The 18790-nt window shown below is 66.8% G+C and carries 19 protein-coding genes; 14 read left to right on the top strand and 5 right to left on the bottom strand.

Going from position 1 to position 18790, the window contains the following annotated elements:
• Positions 1-19: 19 nt before the first annotated feature.
• The 4 genes from ACY34H_RS12695 to ACY34H_RS12680 form a co-directional block, all read right to left on the bottom strand.
• Entirely contained in the window at positions 20-196 is a 177-nt protein-coding gene (locus tag ACY34H_RS12695) for a Flp family type IVb pilin (RefSeq protein WP_464977862.1), read from the bottom strand.
• Between the two features lie 29 nt (positions 197-225).
• On the bottom strand, positions 226-360 hold the full coding sequence (locus tag ACY34H_RS12690; RefSeq protein WP_464977861.1) for a hypothetical protein: 135 nt from the start codon (positions 358-360) through the stop codon (positions 226-228).
• Between the two features lie 163 nt (positions 361-523).
• Positions 524-1177: a response regulator gene (locus ACY34H_RS12685; protein WP_464977860.1), complete on the bottom strand. Its 654-nt coding sequence runs from the start codon at positions 1175-1177 to the stop codon at positions 524-526.
• A 41-nt stretch (positions 1178-1218) separates the two neighbouring features.
• Entirely contained in the window at positions 1219-2880 is a 1662-nt protein-coding gene (locus tag ACY34H_RS12680) for a sensor histidine kinase (protein WP_464977859.1), read from the bottom strand.
• A gap of 137 nt (positions 2881-3017) precedes the next feature.
• Here ACY34H_RS12680 and ACY34H_RS12675 point away from each other — a divergent pair, with 137 nt between their 5' ends.
• The 14 genes from ACY34H_RS12675 (at position 3018) to ACY34H_RS12610 (ending at position 17818) form a co-directional block, all read left to right on the top strand.
• Positions 3018-3482, top strand: coding sequence for a TadE/TadG family type IV pilus assembly protein (locus tag ACY34H_RS12675; protein ID WP_464978091.1), 465 nt, complete (start codon positions 3018-3020; stop codon positions 3480-3482).
• Entirely contained in the window at positions 3479-4081 is a 603-nt protein-coding gene (locus tag ACY34H_RS12670) for a TadE/TadG family type IV pilus assembly protein (RefSeq protein ID WP_464977858.1), read from the top strand. Before ACY34H_RS12675 ends, ACY34H_RS12670 begins: the two co-directional genes overlap by 4 nt.
• Entirely contained in the window at positions 4081-5394 is a 1314-nt protein-coding gene (locus ACY34H_RS12665; RefSeq protein WP_464977857.1) for a VWA domain-containing protein, read from the top strand. Before ACY34H_RS12670 ends, ACY34H_RS12665 begins: the two co-directional genes overlap by 1 nt.
• A gap of 387 nt (positions 5395-5781) precedes the next feature.
• On the top strand, positions 5782-6876 hold the full coding sequence (locus ACY34H_RS12660; RefSeq protein ID WP_464977856.1) for an LLM class flavin-dependent oxidoreductase: 1095 nt from the start codon (positions 5782-5784) through the stop codon (positions 6874-6876).
• Between the two features lie 38 nt (positions 6877-6914).
• Positions 6915-9344 carry a beta-glucosidase gene (locus ACY34H_RS12655; protein WP_464977855.1) on the top strand — a complete coding sequence of 810 codons (2430 nt, stop codon included), beginning with the start codon at positions 6915-6917 and terminating at the stop codon, positions 9342-9344.
• The gene (locus ACY34H_RS12650) at positions 9341-9946 is read left to right on the top strand and encodes an NADPH-dependent FMN reductase (protein ID WP_464977854.1); all 606 of its coding nucleotides are present in this window, start codon (positions 9341-9343) and stop codon (positions 9944-9946) included. Before ACY34H_RS12655 ends, ACY34H_RS12650 begins: the two co-directional genes overlap by 4 nt.
• 7 nt (positions 9947-9953) lie before the next feature.
• Positions 9954-10649, top strand: a complete 696-nt coding sequence (locus ACY34H_RS12645; protein ID WP_464977853.1) for a gluconate 2-dehydrogenase subunit 3 family protein — start codon at positions 9954-9956, stop codon at positions 10647-10649.
• 8 nt (positions 10650-10657) lie between these two features.
• Positions 10658-12376, top strand: coding sequence for an FAD-dependent oxidoreductase (locus ACY34H_RS12640; protein WP_464977852.1), 1719 nt, complete (start codon positions 10658-10660; stop codon positions 12374-12376).
• A 20-nt stretch (positions 12377-12396) separates the two neighbouring features.
• The gene (locus tag ACY34H_RS12635) at positions 12397-13071 is read left to right on the top strand and encodes a TetR/AcrR family transcriptional regulator (protein ID WP_464977851.1); all 675 of its coding nucleotides are present in this window, start codon (positions 12397-12399) and stop codon (positions 13069-13071) included.
• A 30-nt stretch (positions 13072-13101) separates the two neighbouring features.
• On the top strand, positions 13102-14046 hold the full coding sequence (locus tag ACY34H_RS12630; RefSeq protein ID WP_464977850.1) for a sugar phosphate isomerase/epimerase family protein: 945 nt from the start codon (positions 13102-13104) through the stop codon (positions 14044-14046).
• Between the two features lie 9 nt (positions 14047-14055).
• The gene (locus tag ACY34H_RS12625) at positions 14056-15060 is read left to right on the top strand and encodes a sugar phosphate isomerase/epimerase family protein (RefSeq protein WP_464977849.1); all 1005 of its coding nucleotides are present in this window, start codon (positions 14056-14058) and stop codon (positions 15058-15060) included.
• A gap of 12 nt (positions 15061-15072) precedes the next feature.
• On the top strand, positions 15073-16281 hold the full coding sequence (locus ACY34H_RS12620) for an MFS transporter (RefSeq protein ID WP_464977848.1): 1209 nt from the start codon (positions 15073-15075) through the stop codon (positions 16279-16281).
• Positions 16278-17057, top strand: coding sequence for a TIM barrel protein (locus ACY34H_RS12615; protein WP_464977847.1), 780 nt, complete (start codon positions 16278-16280; stop codon positions 17055-17057). The genes ACY34H_RS12620 and ACY34H_RS12615 overlap by 4 nt, the downstream gene beginning before the upstream one ends.
• Before the next feature lie 113 nt (positions 17058-17170).
• Positions 17171-17818: a TetR/AcrR family transcriptional regulator gene (locus ACY34H_RS12610; protein WP_464977846.1), complete on the top strand. Its 648-nt coding sequence runs from the start codon at positions 17171-17173 to the stop codon at positions 17816-17818.
• Positions 17819-17833: 15 nt separating this feature from the next.
• Here ACY34H_RS12610 and ACY34H_RS12605 read toward each other — a convergent pair whose 3' ends face one another.
• Positions 17834-18766: a TIM barrel protein gene (locus tag ACY34H_RS12605; protein ID WP_464977845.1), complete on the bottom strand. Its 933-nt coding sequence runs from the start codon at positions 18764-18766 to the stop codon at positions 17834-17836.
• Between the last annotated feature and the right edge of the window lie 24 nt (positions 18767-18790).

Below are 18790 nucleotides of genomic sequence, written 5' to 3'. Positions count from 1 at the left end.
CGCCGGGTGGCGGGCTTGCTTAGGTTGCGCCGGGCGTCGTCATCTTCGCAACGATGCCAGTGAAGACGCCCTTGATGCTTGCGCCCAGGCCACCGAAAGCGATGCCGATGATGCCGGCGATGACCGCGGCGATCAGTGCGTACTCGATTGCCGTGACGCCGTCTTCTTCCTTGATGAAGTTCTTGATGAATTGCATGATGTGTCCTTGAAGGGGTTGGTCGGTGCTTATGCGCCAGTCCAGGCGGCCAGGACCGCTATGAGACCGACGACCGCAACGAGAACCGCCAGCACCACGTACGGCATGGTCGACGTTCCCGTACGCTCGTACTGCTGTTCCGGGAATTCTTCCTTGTCGTGCACGTTCGCTCCAGTTCGGTTGCAGTCGCGCCGCTCGAATTGGCGCAGCGCATGAACAGCATCGTACCGGCGGGGTCCCTGCCGCACATCCGTCAAAGCTCCCCTTCTGCATGGGACATTGCGGCAGCCCGGCGTGGGACATATGTCCTACGCCGCAGGACAAGCCTCAACCGAGGCCGTGGCGGGTGGCGTACATGTACAGCTCGAGCCTGTTGGCCACGTCCAGCTTGCCGTAGATGGCCGTCAGGTGGTTGCGCAGCGTGCGCTCCGAAATGCAGGCGCGGTCCGCCAGTTCCTTGTTCAGCGCGCCGTTGCCCTGCACGATCATGCCGATCACCTCGCGCTCGCGCGCCGTCAGCGCGGCGATGCGCTGCGCTTCCGGGCTGGCGGCCGGCGCCGGCGCCACCAGTTGCCCCAGCAGCGCCTGCATCAGCGGCTGGTCGAGCCACAGATCGCCGCCATGCACCTTGCGCACGGCCGCCAGCACGTCCTCGGTCGGCGATTCCTTGCTGACCACGCCGCGGGCGCCCAGCTTGACGGCGCCGGCCAGCGTGGCGTGGTCCCGGTTGGCCGACAGGATCACCACGCGGGTCATGCCATTGGCCACCAGTGCGGGCAGGATATCGAGCGAACTGCTGCCCTTCAGGTCGAGGTCGAGCAGCACGATGTCGGGCGCGTGCTGCGCGCACAGCGCGGTGGCCTGGGCCGCATCGCTGGCGCTGGCCACCAGCGCGAACGCCGGTGCCTCGGCCTGGATCAGGCGTTCCAGGCCCCACAGCATGGTCTTGTGGTCGTCGACCAGCATGATGCGAATGGTCATTTGCTCTCCGGTTCTCTCATTGTCTGGGTTCTCTCGTTGCCTTACAGCGGCATTCGCACGCGGATCACGGTCTGCTCCGTATCCGGTTGGACCTCCAGGCGCCCGCCCAGCGCATACACGCGCTCGGCCAGCGACACCGGCAGGAAAGGCGCGCACCGGCCGGCGCCATCCGCGGGATTAGCGATGTCGATCGCCAGGTGGCCTGCCTCTTCCGCCATGCGCACATGTGCGCTGCGCGCGCGGGTGTGCTTGCAGATGTTGCTGATGCCTTCGCTGACGACCTGGAACACCTCGGCCGCCATGCGGTCGCTGATCAGCGGCGCATGCCGCGCATCGAGCGTCACGTTGACGTCGAAGAACGAGCGCACCTTGCCGAGGTGGCGGCGCAGCGCGATATGCAGTTCCGGCTCTTCCTGCCGGCCATTGCGAAAGCGGTGGGCGAATTGGCGCATGTCGCCGATGACTTCGGTGCACATGGCCAGCAGGCGGTCCAGTTCAGGCGCAACGGCATTGCCGGCGCCAGCGCCGTTGCGGATGGCCGCTACCGCGTTGCGCAGGCCAATATACGGCTGGATCGTGCTGTCGTGCAAGTCGCGCGCGATGGTCTGGCGTTCGCGGAACGCCGCTTCGGATGCCAGCCGGTCCAGCAGGTCGATGGTCTCGATGACCGGAAACGCCTGCTGCACGATGTGGTTCAGGAACGTGGCGTCGGCGCGACGCAGCTGGTGCGGCGCCGTCACGAAGATACGGCCTGCACCCTTGCGCAATGGCAGCGCGGCACTGATGAAGAAGTTCGTATCGAGCAAATCGGCGATCCAGGTGCCGGGTGCCGGGTCGATACCGCTCCAGCCATGCACGCCGGCCGCCACGCATTTGGCGCGCCTTGCCGTGCCACGGAACAGCACCGTGGCGGCGTCGCCGAGCGCCAGCAGCGGCTGCACGGCATCTTCGCGCACCGTGCTGCTACTGGCCGGCCGGCCGGCCGCCGGGTGGTGGACGGTGTTGAGCGTCCAGCGGCCGGTCGCATCCTGCATCAGCAGCACGCAGGTGGTGCCGCCATAGAAGCGCAGGATTTTTTCCATCAGCGAGTCGAGCGTGTGCTGCACGCCGAAACGGGGATTGGACAGCCGGCTGACGTCACGCAGCAGCGACAGCCGGCGCCGCTGGTCGACGGCCAGGCCACCCCAGTAAGCGATCATGTAGCCCAGCGCCAGCACGAAGGTCGCGCGCAGCAACAACAGCTGGATGGAAGCCAGTCCCTGCGCCGCCAGCACGGCGACCGTTACAGCGACGGCGGCACCCAGCGTCAGCCGGGCACCGTCGTCGAAGCCGCGCTGGAACGACGCTGCCAGGATCGCAAAGAAGAAGAACGAGAAAAACGGGCTGGGCGCGCCGCCCGTGGCATAGACCATCAGGCCGTACCAGGTGATGTCGACCCAGTAGACAACCGGGCCATGCCAGAAGCCCGCGCGCATACGCGCCACGCCCAGCAGGATCATGCTGTGCACCACGTAGGCCAGGAAGAATACCCAGGTCCAGCTGTCAGTGGTGATGAGGTTGGCGGGGCCGATATACAGCGTCAGCAGTGCGGAGATGGCCAGCACCATGCGCATGCCGAACACCATCCAAGCCTCGGCGTCGGACGCGGCCGCGCGCGGAAGTAGGGCGGAGGATGTTGCTTCCTGCAATGAGGGTTCCTGCATGCCTTAATTTCATCCTTCGTTGTTGCGACCCGACAGCGGGACATTTCCCCCACGGTAACACTCTACTGGAAGGAAACTTGCATTGTAGAATGTCAAGCTTACCGCATACAACCCGCCCGATTGGCCAAACTTTCTCAATGTTTAACAAATGCCGTCAGTCTGGCGCCACAATCGTCGAAATGGCGATCGTCATGCCGGTTTTTCTTTTCCTGCTGCTGGCATTGGTCGAGTTCGGCACGATGTTCTTCGTCACCCTGACGATGCAGTATGCCGTGCGCGAAGGCGCGCGCTATGCGATCACTGGCCAGAGAAACCTGGATCCGAATACGGCCAGCCGGCAGCGCTACGCTGCCGTCATCGAAAAAATCCGCGACAGCTCCTTCGGCATGTATGCCAAGGTCACGCCGGTCATTTCCGTCAACGGCACCTCGTACAAGCCATCCGGCTACAGCGACGCCATGTTCGGCAGTGCGGGCAGCATCATCGTGCTGCGGCTGGATTGCTCATGGACGGTGACGACGCCGCTGATTTCGCAAGTCTTCGCCGATGGCAAGTACCGGTTCGCCGTGGCGGCAACGATGCGCAACGAGTACTTCGAATGAGCCAGGCAGCCATGCATTTCCGCCAGCGCGGGATCGCCGCGGTCGAATTCGCGCTGATCCTGCCGACGCTGCTGTTGCTGTTGTTCTGCATGATCGATGCGGGCCGCGCATTGCAGGCCAATATCATCATGGTCAACATTGGCCGCGAAGGTGCCAACCTTGTAGCACGCGGCAACACGCCGCTGGAGACAGGCAGCCAGGACATCATCTATGCGCTGATGGCCAGCGCGCCGCCGCTCGACGTCAACGGCCGCGGCATGGTGTATATCACCCGCGTGATGGGGGTGGTCAGCGGCAGCACATCGCGCAGCGTCGTGCTCGACCAGTACCGCTGGGATGACAGGGAGCGCGGCCTGGGCTATGGCTCCAGCAACTATGCGCCGGCAAGCAAGGCCTATGCGTGCACGTCGTGGACCACGGCGACATGCACCAGCATCAGCAGCAAGTCGCGGCCGGGCACGGACATCATGAACGGCCAGCTGGACGACGGCGAGGTGGTCTACGTCGTCGAGACCTTCTACAACTTCGACATGCTGCTCACCGGCGGCTTCAACGTGTTCGGGTCCAGTCCCGACCTGTATTCGATGACGGTATTCTGATGACTCCACAACTTCAACGGCAGCGCGGCGCCGTGGCCATCATGGTCGCGCTGGCGATGCTGGTCCTGCTGGCAGTGGCCGGCCTCGTGGTCGACTCGGGCCTGGCCTACCTCGTCAAGGCGCGGCTCAACGCGGCAGTCGATTCCGCCGCACTGGCCGCGGCGCGCGCCGTGCCGGCCGGGAATAACCAGATGGAACAGCGGGCCAGTGCGGAGGCTGCGGCAAATCAGTTCTTTGCCGCGAACATTCCCGCCAGCTACCTGACCTCGAAGCCGAACCTGCTGGCTACCAAGGTCGCTTTCGATGCCGGGACGGTCACGATCGACGTGACGGCCGAGGCGCCGATGCGCGTGTCGCTGATGCAGGTGCTGGGCTTCGAGTCGCTGACGCCGAGGGCCTACGCGCAGACCGTGCGCAAGGACCTGGACATGGCGCTCGTGGTCGATACTTCCGGATCGCTGCAGCCTGTCGAAACAACGGTGCGCAACTCGGCGAAAAGTTTCCTGAACAAGTTCAACATGACGCAGGACCGGGTCGGGCTGGTGCATTTTTCTTCCGGCGTCGTGGTCGACCACCCGATCGCCAGGTCGGGGCGTGGCTTCAAGCGCGATGCCATGCTGTCCACCATTACCGCCTATGGTTTCGAAGGTGGTACCTCGTCGTTCGAAGGCATGCGGCGCGCGCGCGACGAGCTGAACGCGATCCCCATCCTCAACCGTTCCAGCCTGCGCGTGATCGTGTTCTTCTCGGACGGCGCACCGACGTCGTTCGGCGTCAACATGGCCGTCGGCGGGTGCCCCAGGCCCTGGGTGCTCGACGAGGTCGGGGTGGCGATGCTCAGGCTCGACGCCCAGTATGACTACGTCAGCAGCACGTGCAGGCTGCAAAGCAAAGCCTGGAATACGCTGGAGACGCTGCCCAGGTTCTATAACGCCGTTGATCCGGCCGCAAAAGAATTTCCAATCGTTACGTCGGCGCCGCGTGTGGTGACAGATGATATCAACGACCAGACAATGTACGAGCGCAATGTCGACCGCGCCGCCCGTAACCTGGCCGAAGCCGTTGCCGCCAAGGCGCGCGACGAAGGCATCTACGTGTTCACCCTGGGAATGGGCGCTGCGTTGAAGACCAGGAACGCCGACAATGAAACGGGCGAGTCGGTCCTGAAATGCATGGCCAACGTGGCCGACGGCCCGTCGCGCTGCCACAACGCGGCCAAGCCGGTCGGCATGTACTGCTACGCGGCCACGGAGGCGGACCTGACGCCGTGCTTCTCGAAGCTGGCGTCGGCGATCACGCGCATCGCCAAATAAACGCCGAAAGCGTTACTTCTTCGGAGCCGGCTTCGACTCGCGCAACGGGCTTCTTCGCCGCCTCGGCAATCGCCACCCAGCGATTCGTATCCGGCACCTTGGTGACAATCACCAGCGGCCGCACGGCCACTTGCAGCGACACCGCGGCCAGCGCAAGGCCGCGCCGGCCATCAACGTTCGCGGGCCCTCGTACGGTCGCTCTCCTTATCGCCCGCAGCCCGGGCCGGTACCCGGCGGTGCGGCGCCCCGTGGATCCCAGGTATCCATGCAATCCATACCCGCCGTACCCCGACGCCATTGACTTGGAAAAACACCGGCAATACTATAACTGTAATTCGGATTCTAAATAACAGGGTCCGCTTCCGCCACCAAGTCAAAGGAACCACCATGCGCTTTTCCGTCTTCCTCAACGCGCGCACCATGAGTGCCGACGCGGACAAACAGCTGATCACCGACCTGGAAGAGCATGCGCTGCTGGCCGGCGAGCTGGGATTCGATGCCATCTTCCTGCCGGACCACCATTTCAACGGCTACATGCCGGTGGCCAGCGACAGCTACATGTTCGCCTCGTACCTGGCGGCCAAGCTGCCGCAGATGCACTTCGGCTTTTCGGTCACATCGGTGCCGCTGCACCACCCGGTGCGCTTCGTCGAGCGGATCAACATCCTCGACCACCTGACGAAGGGCAAGCTGCTGGTCGGCATCGGCTCCGGCACCACGCCGGAAGAGATGATCGGATTCGGCGTGAACTACAAGGATGCCGGCCGCATCGCGGAAGAGAACCTCCAGGCCGCCGAAGCCCTGTGGAACAAGACGGTCGACGGCGCGCCCGTCGAACTGGACGGCTTCCACAAGGGCAGGGTACTGCAGCGCATCGCGCCGGCCCCCTACGGCCAGAAACACGCGCGCCTGATGCCGGTGGCGATGAAGGAAAGCAGCGCCACGCGCGCCGCCGTCAATGGCTGGCCCGCATTCATTCCCGCGTTCACGCCGCCGCAGATCGGCGGTACCGACCCGCTCAGCCACGTGAAGAAGTACTTCGGCCGCTACCACGAGCAGCTGCTTGCCGCCGGCCACCCGGAGGACACCGTGGCCGATGCGCTGTCGTGGACGACGCACAGCTACCAGTGCGTGCACCTGGCACCGACCGACGAGCAGGCGCACGAGGAAGTGCTGGCGATCCTGGCCGCGTACCAGGAAGCCATCGACCGCGAAGCGGCCTTCAATGCGAAGGCGGAGGCGGACGAGGCGAACAAGAAGACCGACCGCACCGGCCATGCGTTGACCGAGGAGTGGATGGCCACATGGTGCCTGTACGGCAGTCCGGAAACGGTGATCGCCAAGCTGCGCGCTTACCAGGAAGTCGGCATCGGCAACATCCTGTGCGGCACGGTGACCGGCCCGCTGACCGGCCAGCGCCTGGCCTGGGCCAACCAGACCTTGCGCCTGCTGGCCCAACAAGTGCTGCCGGCCTTCAAGTAACCGCGCCGCATCCAATAAAAAGAGTCGGGGAGACAGGCATGAAGAAAGAGCGAAGCCCGGAGCAAGGCCCAAAGCAGAGCCGGGAGCTGACCGTCGTGGAGATGGCCACACTGACCGCCGGCGCGACGATGTGGACCACGCCGGCCATTCCGGATGCCGGAATTGCCTCGCTGTCGATGGCGGACGGGCCGATGGGCGTGGCCGGCGCCCGCATCGACGAGCGCGATGTTTCGCTGCTGACGCCGGCGCCAATGGCGCTGGGCGCCAGCTGGGACCCGGCGCTGGTGCAGAGAGTCGGGAGGCTGGTGGGCGGCGAGGCGGTGCGCCGCGGCGTCGACCTGATGCTGGCACCGAACCTGAACCTGGCGCGCAGTCCTCTGGCCGGCCGCGCCTTCGAGTACTTTTCCGAGGACCCGCTGCTGTGCGGCACGCTGGGCGCCGCGTGGGTGCAGGGCTGCCAGGCCGCCGGTACGGGCGCCATCGCCAAGCACCTGGTCTGCAACGACAGCGAAACGGAGCGCGACCGCATGAATGCCGTGGTCGACGAGCGAACGCTGCGCGAAGTCTACCTGCTGCCGTTCGAGATGGCCGCGCAGGCCGGGTGTGCCGGCATGCTGACCGCCTACAACCGCATCAACGGCCAGTGGTGCGCGGAGGCCGGCCCGGTGGTGCGCGACATCGTCAAGGACGAATGGCGCTTTCCCGGCGTGTTCATGAGCGACTGGTTCGGCACCCACTCGACGGCGGCTTCGCTGAACGGCGGTCTCGACCTGGAGATGCCGGGACCGGCGCGTTTCCTGGGCGAGCGCAGCGCCAGCGCCGTGGCGGAAGGGCAGGTGCCACTGGAGCGCCTGCAGGATGCCGCCCGGCGCGTGGCCGCCGCGGCGCGGCGCTTCGGCGCCGAAAAAGGCCAGCCGCTCGATGACGGCGCGGCCACCGCGCTGCTGGTCGAAGCCGCTGCCGCCGGCTTCACGCTGGTGCGCAACGAAGGCGGCCTGCTGCCGCTCGACCCGGCGCGCGCGCAGCGTATCGCCGTGATCGGCCCGAACGCCAGCGCGCCGTGCTTCCAGGGCGGCACCTTCGCCAAGATCGCCGTCAAGCCCGATGCCGTGCTGCCGATCGATGCCTTGCGCGCGCGCTTCGGTGGCGCCATCGCCGGCTATGCGCCCGGCGTCGACCCGCAGCCCAAGCTGCCGCGCATGCCGGTGCGCCCGGTGCGCATGCTGGCCGACGGCTGCACGCGTGGCATGACCATCGACTACTTCGACAATGCCGAATTCGCCGGCGCGCCGTTGCTGAGCGAGACGCGCGATACGAACTCGCTGACGTGGTTCCATGGCGTGCATGAAGCCGGGGCGCTGCAGGCCGATGCCGGCACCCGCGCCAGCGGCATCTTCACCGCCACGCAGACCGGCGTGCACCGCTTCCACGTGGGCGGCACGGGCGCGCTGCGGCTGCTGGTCGATGGCGTCGAAATGTTCCGCCGTGACGAGCAGCTGGCGCCGGGCGACGTCATGGGCCGGCTGAAGAGCGGCGACGCGGACAGTGTCGCCATCGTGCTGGAAGCCGGCCGCGCGGTGGAAGTGGTCGTCGAACTGCGTTACACGGCGGCGCGCTGCCAGGGCCTGTGGTACGGCGTGTGCGCACCGGGAACGGCCGAGGCAATGCTGGCCGATGCCGTGCAGGCCGCCGGCGATGCCGATGTGGTGATCCTGGTGGTCGGCGAAACATCCGATGCCAGCGTGGAGAGCAAGGACCGCGTCGATACCTGCCTGCCGGCCGAACAGCTGGTGCTGATCGAACGGGTGTGCGCGGCCAATCCGCGCACGATCGTCGTCACCAATGTGGGCCATGCCTTCGATACGCGCTGGGAAGGCCAGGCCGCGGCGGTGCTGCACTGCTGGTATCCGGGCCAGGAGTTCGGCACCGCGCTGGCGCAGGTGCTGGCCGGCGACCGCGAGCCGGGCGGCCGCATGCCCGTCACGATCGCCCGCAACGACGGCGATTACCCGGCGTTGTCGCTGCGGCCGGATGCGCAGGGCGACCTGCACTACAGCGATGGCGTGCGTTTCGGCTACCGCGGGCTGGCGGCACGCGGCATCGCGCCGCGCCAGGCTTTCGGCGGCGGCTTCGGCTATGCCGCCTTCAACCTGCGCGATGCCCGCGTGCGTGCGGCCGGTGACGGCTGCGAACTGACTGTCACGCTGTGCAACACCAGCCCGCGTGCCGGCGCCGAAGTCGTGCAGGTGTACCGCACGGTGCCGGAACTGACGCTGGCCGGCCACGCCAAGGTGTGGCTGGAGGCAGGCGCCGCGACGAACGTCGTCATTCCCATTCCGCTGCGCCGCCTGCAGGCCTGGCGCGGCGGCTGGCACACGCTGGAAGGACCCATCCACCTGCTGGTGGGCCATTCCAGTGCCGACCTGCCACTGTCGGTATCCATCACACTACAAGGAGACGCATCATGAACCACACCACCAATGCGGCGCGCGCCAGCGGCCGGACACCCTTCGTCGTCGGCATCGGCGGCACCACGCGTCCCGGATCCAGCACGGAAAGCGCACTGCGCGCCACGCTGCGGCACGCCGAAGAACTGGGCGCCGAGACCCGCCTGTTCGGCGGCGAGGCGCTTGCCGCACTGGCCGGCTACTCGCCGGAACAGGGCGAACGCACGGAAGGCCAGCGCGCGCTGGTGGAAGCGGTGCGCCGCGCCGACGCGGTAATCTTCGCTTCGCCGGGCTACCATGGCGGCGTCTCCGGCCTCGTCAAGAACGCCATCGACCTGCTGGAAGACCTGCGCGCCGACGAGCGCGTGTACCTGGACGGCATGCCGGTGGGCTGCATCGTCACCGCCGCCGGCTGGCAGGGCTGCAATACCACGCTGGCCGCCATGCGCTCGATCGTGCATGCGCTGCGCGGCTGGCCGACGCCGCTGGGCGTGACGCTCAATACCGCCGGCGTGCGCCTGTTCGACGGCGACGGGCAGTGCCTCGACGCGCAGGTCGGCATCAGCCTGCGCATGCTGGCCGAACAGGTGGTGGGCGTGCGCAAGCCGGCCGTTGCGGCGTGAGGCGGCCATGAAGATCAGTAAAGTGCTGTTCGCCCGGCGGAGGCCGGCCGCCGATAACGACGCACATGCGCATGCACATGAGCACGCGCATGAGCACGCCCACCCGGGTGGCGTGTCGCGCCGCGACGTGCTGGCCGCGCTGCTGGCCGGCGCCACACTTGCTTCCACATGGACCGGTTCGGCGGCGGCTGCCGCGCTGAAGGCCGCGGGTGCGGCCGCCATCGCGCGGCCCGGCCTGAGCGCGAGCGAGACCGCCATCCTCGCGGCCGCGGCGCAGGTGATCATTCCCGCCACCGACACGCCCGGCGCGAAAGAGGCGGGCGTGCCGCAGTTCATCGGCGCGCTGGTGGCGGGCTGGATGACGGATGACGAAGCGGCCCTGTTCCGCGGCGGCCTGGCAAGCCTGGACGACAGCGCGCGCCAGCGCTGGCAGCGCGGCTTCGCCGACTGCACGCCGGAGCAGGGCGCGGAGCTGATGCAGGCCTTGCGCGCAGCCAGCCCTTATGGCGGGCGCACGTTCTCGCTGGCCGACCGCATCCTTGATCCGAAAGCGCCGTTCTACCTGCGGCTGCGCGACCTCGCCGTGCTGGGCTACTTCACGTCCGAGGCGGGCAGCAACCAGGAACTGCGCTACCTGCCGGTGCCAGGCAAATTCGAATCGAACGTCGACATCAAGACCTGGCCCTACCAGGTCGTCATCTGAGGACCGCCATGAGCAACAAGGGGAACAAAAGCGACAGCAAGGGAACGCAGTTCGACGCCATCGTCATCGGTTCCGGCATTACCGGCGGCTGGGCGGCGAAGGAACTGACCGAAAAAGGCTTGAAAGTGCTGGTGCTGGAACGGGGCGCGAAGATCGAGCACCAGACCGGTTACGTGCACGAATTCACGCCGCCATGGCAGGCGCCCAACGGCGGCTTGCCGGAGCGCGAACTGTATGCGCGCGACTATGAGATCCAGAGCAGGATCGAGCGCGGCGCGTTCAGCTGGGCCAACCGCCACTACTGGATCAACGACCGCGAAAATCCGTATGAACAGGTCAAGCCGTTCCGCTGGCACCGCACCAACGTGCTGGGCGGCCGGTCGCTGACGTGGGGCCGGCAATCGTACCGCTGGGGCAACGACGACTTCCTCGCCAATGCCCGCGACGGCCACGGCAACGACTGGCCGATCCGCTACGCCGACCTGGCGCCGTGGTACAGCCACGTGGAAAAATTCATCGGCGTCAGCGGCCAGCCGGAAGGGCTGGAGCATTTTCCGGACGGCGAATACCTGCCGCCGATGGAAATGACAGTGGTCGAGCGGGCGCTCAAGGAGCGCATCGAGGCAAAGTGGAAGGAACGCCGCGTCACCATCGGCCGCGTGGCCAACCTGACGGTCGAGCACAACGGCCGCGGGCAGTGCCAGAACCGCAATATCTGCAACCGCGGCTGCTCGTTCGGCGCCTATTTCAGCTCGCTCAGCTCGACCTTGCCGGCGGCGCAGAAGACCGGCCGGCTGACGATCCGCACCGACAGCGTGGTCGAATCGATCGACATCGATCCGCGCACGAAGCGGGCCACCGGCGTGCGCGTCATCGATGCGAAGAGCGGCGAACGGATGACCTTCAAGGCGCGCGTGGTGTTCCTTTGCGCTTCCACCTACGGCACGCTGCAGGTGCTGCTGCAGTCGCGCAGCGCGGCCCATCCGAACGGCATCGGCAACCACAGCGACATGCTGGGGCGCTACCTGGTCGACCACCACGGCGTGGCGGCGTTCGGCGAGATCAAGGGTTTCGAAGACCGCAACTACAAGGGCCGCCGTGCCACCGGTATCCTGATTCCCCGTTTCCGCAATCTCGGCCGGCAGGACGACGATGCCGACTTCACGCGCGGCTACGGCTTCCAGGGCGGCGCCATGCGCGACGACTGGACCAATACGGCCGCGCTGACGGACGACTTCGGCGCCGGCATGAAGCACAACATCGCCCGCCCCGGCAAGTGGGTGGCGTTCCTCGGCGCGTTCGGCGAGCAGCTGCCGCAGGCGCACAACCGCGTCACGCTGAACGACAAGAAGCCCGGCAATTTCGGCCTGCCGCAACTGAGCTTCGACGTGGCCTACGGCGAGAACGAGCGGAAGATGGCGGTCGATGCGGGAAGACAGGCAGAGGCGATGCTGAAGGCCGCCGGCGCCGAGCGCGTGCAGCTGATCCCGGTGCGCACGATGCCGGGCGTGTCCATCCACGAGATGGGCGGCGCGCGCATGGGGCACGACCCCGCGGACTCGGTGCTCAATGCGCACAACCAGGTGCACGGGGTGGACAACCTGTTCGTCACCGATGGCGCGGCCATGGCGTCGGCCGGGACCGTCAATCCGTCGCTGACGTACATGGCGCTGACGGCGCGCGCGGTCGATTACGCCGTCGCGCAGCTCAAGGCCGGCCGCATCTGAGCCGCCAGACGGGATATCCCATGCACACCATCGACGGCCATGTCCGCCCACCGAAGCAGGACCGCAGCCAGCGTTCGTTCGAACGCATCGTCGAGGCCACCATCGGCCTGCTGCGCGAGCGCCCCTACGAGCAGGTGCGGCTGGCCGAAATCTGCGAACGCTCCGGCGTCTCCACCGGTTCGCTGTACGGGCGTGTCGGCGGCAAGGAAGACCTGCTGCGCGCCGTGCAGCAAGTCTTCCTGGAGCGGCTCGGCCTGCAGTTCGATGCCCATGCGGCACGCATCGCCCGCGAAACGGATGGGCTGGCGCAGACCGTGCCTGCCGTGGTGGCCGCGCTGGGCAAGCTGCTGGGCGAAAACGCCGGCGTGCTGCGTTCGTTCATGCTGGCCAGCGCGGCGGACGCGGCGATCCAGCAACGCGGCAAGCAGTCGGCGCAGCAAAACCATGCGCGGTTTTCCGCGCTGCTGATGCGGCATGCGGCGCAGATCCGGCACCCGCAGCCCGAGCGTGCCGTGGCCAGCGGCATGCTGCTGATCTATTCCGCCCAGGCGCGTTCGCTGGGGCTGGACAACTCCACCGGCGAACTTGCCGCCGGCGAGTGGGAAACGCTGTTGCAGGACCTGGGCGACATGATGCTGGCGTACCTGACGTTTGCGCCATCCGCGAAGCCGGCAATGCAGCCGAAAAATTTATAAGCAGAATTCCAATTATTGAAAGGGCAGGAGATGACCACCCCGAAACTGCGCTGGGCCTACATGGACCATTGGCGCATCGACACGCCGCAGGGCCAGCTGTCGCAATACACGTCGGTAAAGCGCTTCGACGCATTCCTGAAACAGGTGTCCGCCCTCGGCTTCGAGGCGATCGAGACGTTCGACTTCCACCTCGGCCCGCTGCGCGAGCTGTTCGGCTCGCTGGAGAACGCCCGCGCCTTCATGCAGGAGCGCGGCATCGACCGGGTGCTGAGCCTGTTCCATGCGGTGATGTACGACGAGCGCCAGAGCGCCCCGCACGTGCGCTCCACGCATGACCACATCTTCAACTATGCGCAGCACATCATGCGCTCCAGCGCCGGGCTGGGCGTCGAGAACTTCATCGTCATGCCGGCCGGCCTGTACTACGACGTGGAGCCGGTCACCGACGACAAGCTGCGCGCCTGCGCCGAACTGTGGAACCGCGTCGGCAAGATGACGCTTGAGTACGGCGTGAAGACCTGCTGCCACCACGAGTTCTTCTGCGGCATCCGTTCGGCCGAGCAGCTGCGCAAGTTCTACGAATGGACCGACCCGCGCTACGTGTTCCTGTGCCTGGACACGGCGCAGCACGTGATCGCCGGTGTCGACCCGGTCGACCTGTACCTGTCGCTGCACGAGCGCTGCGGCGGCTTCCACATGAAGGATACCAAGCACGTCGACCTGACGGGCGACTACCGCCGCAAGCCCGATGCCGAGGTGATGGCGCCGACCACGCCGCGCTGGTTCCACGAGATGGGCACACCGGGCGGCCTTGTCGATTTTCCTGCACTCATGGCGGCGATGAAGGAGTGCCGCTACGAGGGCTGGGTCGGCGTCGAGCACGACAAGGCCGATGTCGGCGGCGGCAACTACCCGGAAAGCACGGCACTGTCGGCCTGGTACATCCAGCATGTGCTGAAAAAAATCTATGCATGAGGTGAACGGATGAATCAAGAGATCGACCATCAACAGATCGACCATCAGCAGATCAAATGGGGTTATGCGGTCAACCAGTGGAAGGCCGGCTTCACGAGCTTTGCCCGCCTGGAGGAAATCGAGCGGGCGCTGAAGGTCACGGCCGCCTGCGGTTTCGATGCCGTCGAGCTGAATGCGGGGAGCGGGCGCTGGGACCCGATCGGGCGCCCGGAGAACGTCGCGATCAACTACGGTTCGGCGGCGCATTTCCGCCTCAAGCTGAAGGAACTCGGCATCAACCGCGTGCCCAGCACGTTCTTCGATCCCACCGTGATGAGTTTCGAGGAACTGCATTTCGGCCTGATGAGCACCCAGCCGGGCGACCGGGCCCGCATCGTGGCGCAGGCGCGCATCCACGCGGAGATGCTGGCCGAACTGGGGGGCGAGGTGCTCGTGGTGCGGCCATTCCCGTCGTTCTGGAAGGAGGGCGCGCTCGACGATGCGCGCATGGCGGCCGCTGCGGCGTGCTGGAACGAGGTCGGCGCGATGGCGGCGGCGCTGGGCCTGAAGACGGCGCTGCATGTCGATGCGCTGTCCGCACTGCGCTCGGTCGCGGAACTGGAAAGCCTGCTGGAGCTGTGCGACAAAGACCATGTCGGCCTGGCGATCGACACCGCGGAACTGACCATCGCTGGTCATGACGTGGTGGCGCTGTACCGCCGTTTCCATGAACGCGTGGTGCACTTCCACTTCAAGGATGCGCTGGCCGTCGACACGCTGGGCGAATACCGGCTGCCGAACGCCGAGCGGGCGATGATCGCGGCGGGCGGCGAGCGCGAGGTACCGCGCTGGTTCGGTGAAATGGGCACCGGCCTGGTGGACTTCCCGGCGCTGCTGGCGGCAATGCGCGAACTGGGCTACGCCGGCTGGGTCGTCGTCGAAAGCGACAAGGGGCCGGAGCCGATCGCGTCAAGCATGATGCTCAACGCCTGGTACCGGCAGAACGTGCTGGATCCGGTGCACGCACGGCGCTGACCGGGAGCCGCCATGCATCCGCACCAGACTACCCAGGCGGCCGGCGCCGCCGGCAGTGCAGCATCGCCGCGCCAGGCCGGCACGGCGCAGGGCATCGCGCTGATGGCGATCATGGCCATGCCCACGCTGGCGCTGGCCGCGCTGGTACCGGGCCTGCCGCAACTGTTCCAGCAGTTTTCCTCGGTGCCGAACTTCCAGCTGCTGGTGCCGATGATCATCACGATTCCCTCGCTGTGCGTGGCGCTGTTCTCCGGGTTCATGGGCGCCATCGCCGACCGCTGGGGGCGGCGCAGGCTGCTGCTGGTATCGCTGTTCGCCTTCGCGCTGCTGGGCCTCGCGCCGATGCTGTTCGACAGCCTGCTGCTGATCGTCGCCAGCCGCGTGATCGTGGGGCTGGCCGAGGCGGCCATCCTCACGGTGGGCAACGCGCTGATGGGCGACTACTTCGAAGGCGAGCAGCGGCAGAAGTGGCTGGGCTACCAGAACATGTTCGCGCCGCTGATCGGCTCGGCCATCCTGCTGTCCGGCGGCTTCCTGGCCGGCATGCACTGGCGCTATCCGTTCCTGCTGTACCTGAGCGGCTTCGCCGTGTTCGCGCTGGCGTTCTTCGTGTGCGCCGAGCCCCGCCGGGCCGCCGCCGGCGCGGCGCGGCCGGCGGCGACGCCGTTCCCGTGGCGCGTATCGTTGCTGGTGTGCGGCGTGACGATCCTGTTCGCGCTGGTGTTCTTCGTGCAGGCGGTGCAGCACGGCCGCATCTTCGCCGACATGGGCGTCGCCTCGCCGGAACGCATCAGCGTGCTGGCCACCGTCGCCAGCCTGGGCACCGTGCTGGGCGGCTACCTGTTCAAGCGCTTCGCCGGCATGACGGTGACGATGTGGATGGCTGTCGTGCTGGCCTTCTATGGCGCCAGCTACATCGGCGTGGCCTGGGCGCCCAGCCTGTTCACCGGCCTGCCGCTCGATGCGCTGGGCCAGGTCGGCGGGGGCCTGATGCTGCCGGTGCTCGTCACGTGGGCGCTGCAGCACTATGGCTTCGAACACCGCGGCCGCGGCATGGGCCTGTGGGGCGGGGCGTTCTTCCTGGGCCAGTTCCTCAGCCCGCCGCTGCTGACGCTGATCGGCAGCTTCGGCTTCACTTTCCTCGGCAGCGTGGCCGTGGTGGGCGCGCTGTGCGCCGCCGCCGCGCTGGCCATCGCCATCACTCACCTGAAAGAACAATGACCATGCAACTGGCAGCCTGTATCGAATGGATGTTCGCCGACGCCGGCGCGGACCTGGCCTCGCGCATCCGCGCCGCCGGCGCGGCGGGCGTGACTTCCGTGGAATTCCACCTGTGGCGTGACAAGCCGCTGGACGCGATCGAAGCGGCGCTGCGCGAGGGCGGCGTGCGCCTGCGCAGCTTCTGCGTCGACCCGCGCCGCAGCCTCGCCGATCCCGCCGACCACGATGCCGTGCTGGCGGCCGTGGCCGACGCGATCCCGGTGGCCCGGCGTTTCGTCGGAGCGGCGATGATCGTCGCATCCGGCTTCACCCGGCCCGGCGTGCCGGAGCGGGAGCAGTTCGACGCGGTGGTCGCGGTACTGAAGCGCGCCGCGGCGCTGGCGGAAGCATCGGGCACCATGCTGTGGCTAGAACCCGTGTACATGATCGTCGGCGGCCAGCGCATGTTCGTCGACACGATCGGGCGCGGACTCGATATCGTCGCCGCCGTCGACAGCCCTGCGCTGCGCCTGCTGGCCGATGCCTACCATTCCGCGCAGACGGGCGAAGCGTTCGGGCCGGCCATCAAGGGACGCATCGCGCTGGTGGGCCACGTGCAGGTCGCCGACACCGAAGGCCGGCACGAGCCGGGCACGGGATCGATCGACTGGGGGCAAGTGATGTCGGCCCTGCGCGACGAAGGCTATGGCGGCGAGATCGGGCTGGAATATTTCCCCACGCTGCCCGATGTCGACTCGCTGGAAGCGGCGCGGAGGGCGCTGGGCCTGGCACGCTGACGCGCCTTCCTGGACTTCCCGCCCCAGCGCACCGCAGGGCGGGGAGTGCTTCTTCATAACCGGAGTTCTGGTTATAATCCCACGCTGTTCCGCCAACCTCACTCCGCGACTTCATGCCACCCATCAGCGCCCATGCCCGCGTGCCCAAGCAGGGCCGCAGCCGCGAATCATTCGAGCGCATCATCGGCGCCACGATCGAACTGCTGCGCGAACGCGCCTATGACCAGATCACGCTGGCGGAAATCTGCCAGCGCTCCGGCGTCTCCACCGGTTCGCTGTATGGCCGTGTCGATGGCAAGGACGAGCTGCTGCGCGTGGTGCAGGTGCGCTTCCTGGAAAACCTCGCCGGACAGTTCACCGTCGAAGCGGACCGCATCGCCGCCGAGGCGCGCGGCCTTGCGCAGGTCGTGCCGGCCGTCGTGGCGAGCCTGGGCAACCTGCTGAGGGAACACGCCAGCGTGCTGCGGTCGTTCATGCTGCGCGGCTCCACCGATCCAGTGATTGGCGCGGCCGGCAAGAAGTCCGCGCTGGAAAACCACGGCAAGTTCATCCGGCTGATCCAGTCCTGCCGCGACGAGATCCGCCATCCCCATCCGGACCGGGCCGTCGAAACCGGCATGCTGCTCATCTACGCCACGCAGGCCCGCTTCCTGGGCCTGGACAGCATCGGCCGGCTCGACGAGGCGGGCAGCTGGAACCAGCTGCTCGATGACCTGTCGGACATGATGCTGGCCTTCCTGCTGTTCAAGCCCAAGCGATAGGGAACGTCCGGCGGCCTAGACGTCGATGATCTCGATGCATTTCCGCAGGACCGCCAACTTGTCCGCGCCTGCCGAAGGACTCCATTCATGGCTGACGAAACCGGTAAAGCCCTGTTCGGCGATGACACGGGCGACGTGCCGGTAATTCAGTTCCTGTGTGTCGTCGATCTCGTTCCGCCCGGGCACGCCACCCGTATGGAAATGCCCGATCCACTGCATATTCGCACGCAGGAAGTTCGTGATGTTCCCGTCCATCAGCTGGGCATGGTACAGGTCGACCAGCAATTTCACGCTGGGTGAGTTCACTTTGCTGACCACGTCCAGCCCCCAGGACAGGTGATCGAACATGCTGCCGGGCGGAACAGGGGGGCCGCCGCTATGGCCCGAGTTGATATTCTCGATCGTCAACGTGATGCCGCGCCGTTCAGCCTGTGCGCTGACCCGGCGCAGGAAGGCGATTGCATTGCGTTTGCCCTCTTCATAGCCGATGGCGGCACGGTCGCCGCAGGTAAGGATGATGTTCGGGATGCCGTGCAGGGCCGCGGCATCGATCCGGTCGCGCAGCGCCGCCTCGAATGCCCCACCCTGGTCCGGCGTGCCGATCGCATTCCAGCCGGGCGGCCCCGCGGGCGCCCTGCCGGGGCGGGACAGACCGCCGCCATGATCCACGCGCAGCATCGTCATCGTCAGCCCGTGCCGCTTCAGCAGTGGCCAGTCGGCGGGGTTGCTGACGAAATCCAGCCCTTTGATGCCCAGTGCGACGGCCATCCTGCAGGTATCCTCGAGATCGGCATTGAAAAGGTGCGGCGTCAGGCCCTGGCGCAGCCTGCCGCGCAGTGGCGGAAAAGACGGGTAGGCGTCTGCCGGCCTTGCCGGAAGAAGCATGGCGGCACTGGACGCGCCGAGGAACGCCAGCAGTTGCCTGCGGTGGGAATTGACTGATTTCATGGTTTGCCTTTTGCAGGGGTTATG

The organism is Pseudoduganella sp. jia 9 (assembly GCF_055502615.1).
The sequence above is the reverse complement of the archived record's forward strand: the minus strand, read 5'-3'. Positions and strand labels throughout refer to the sequence as shown.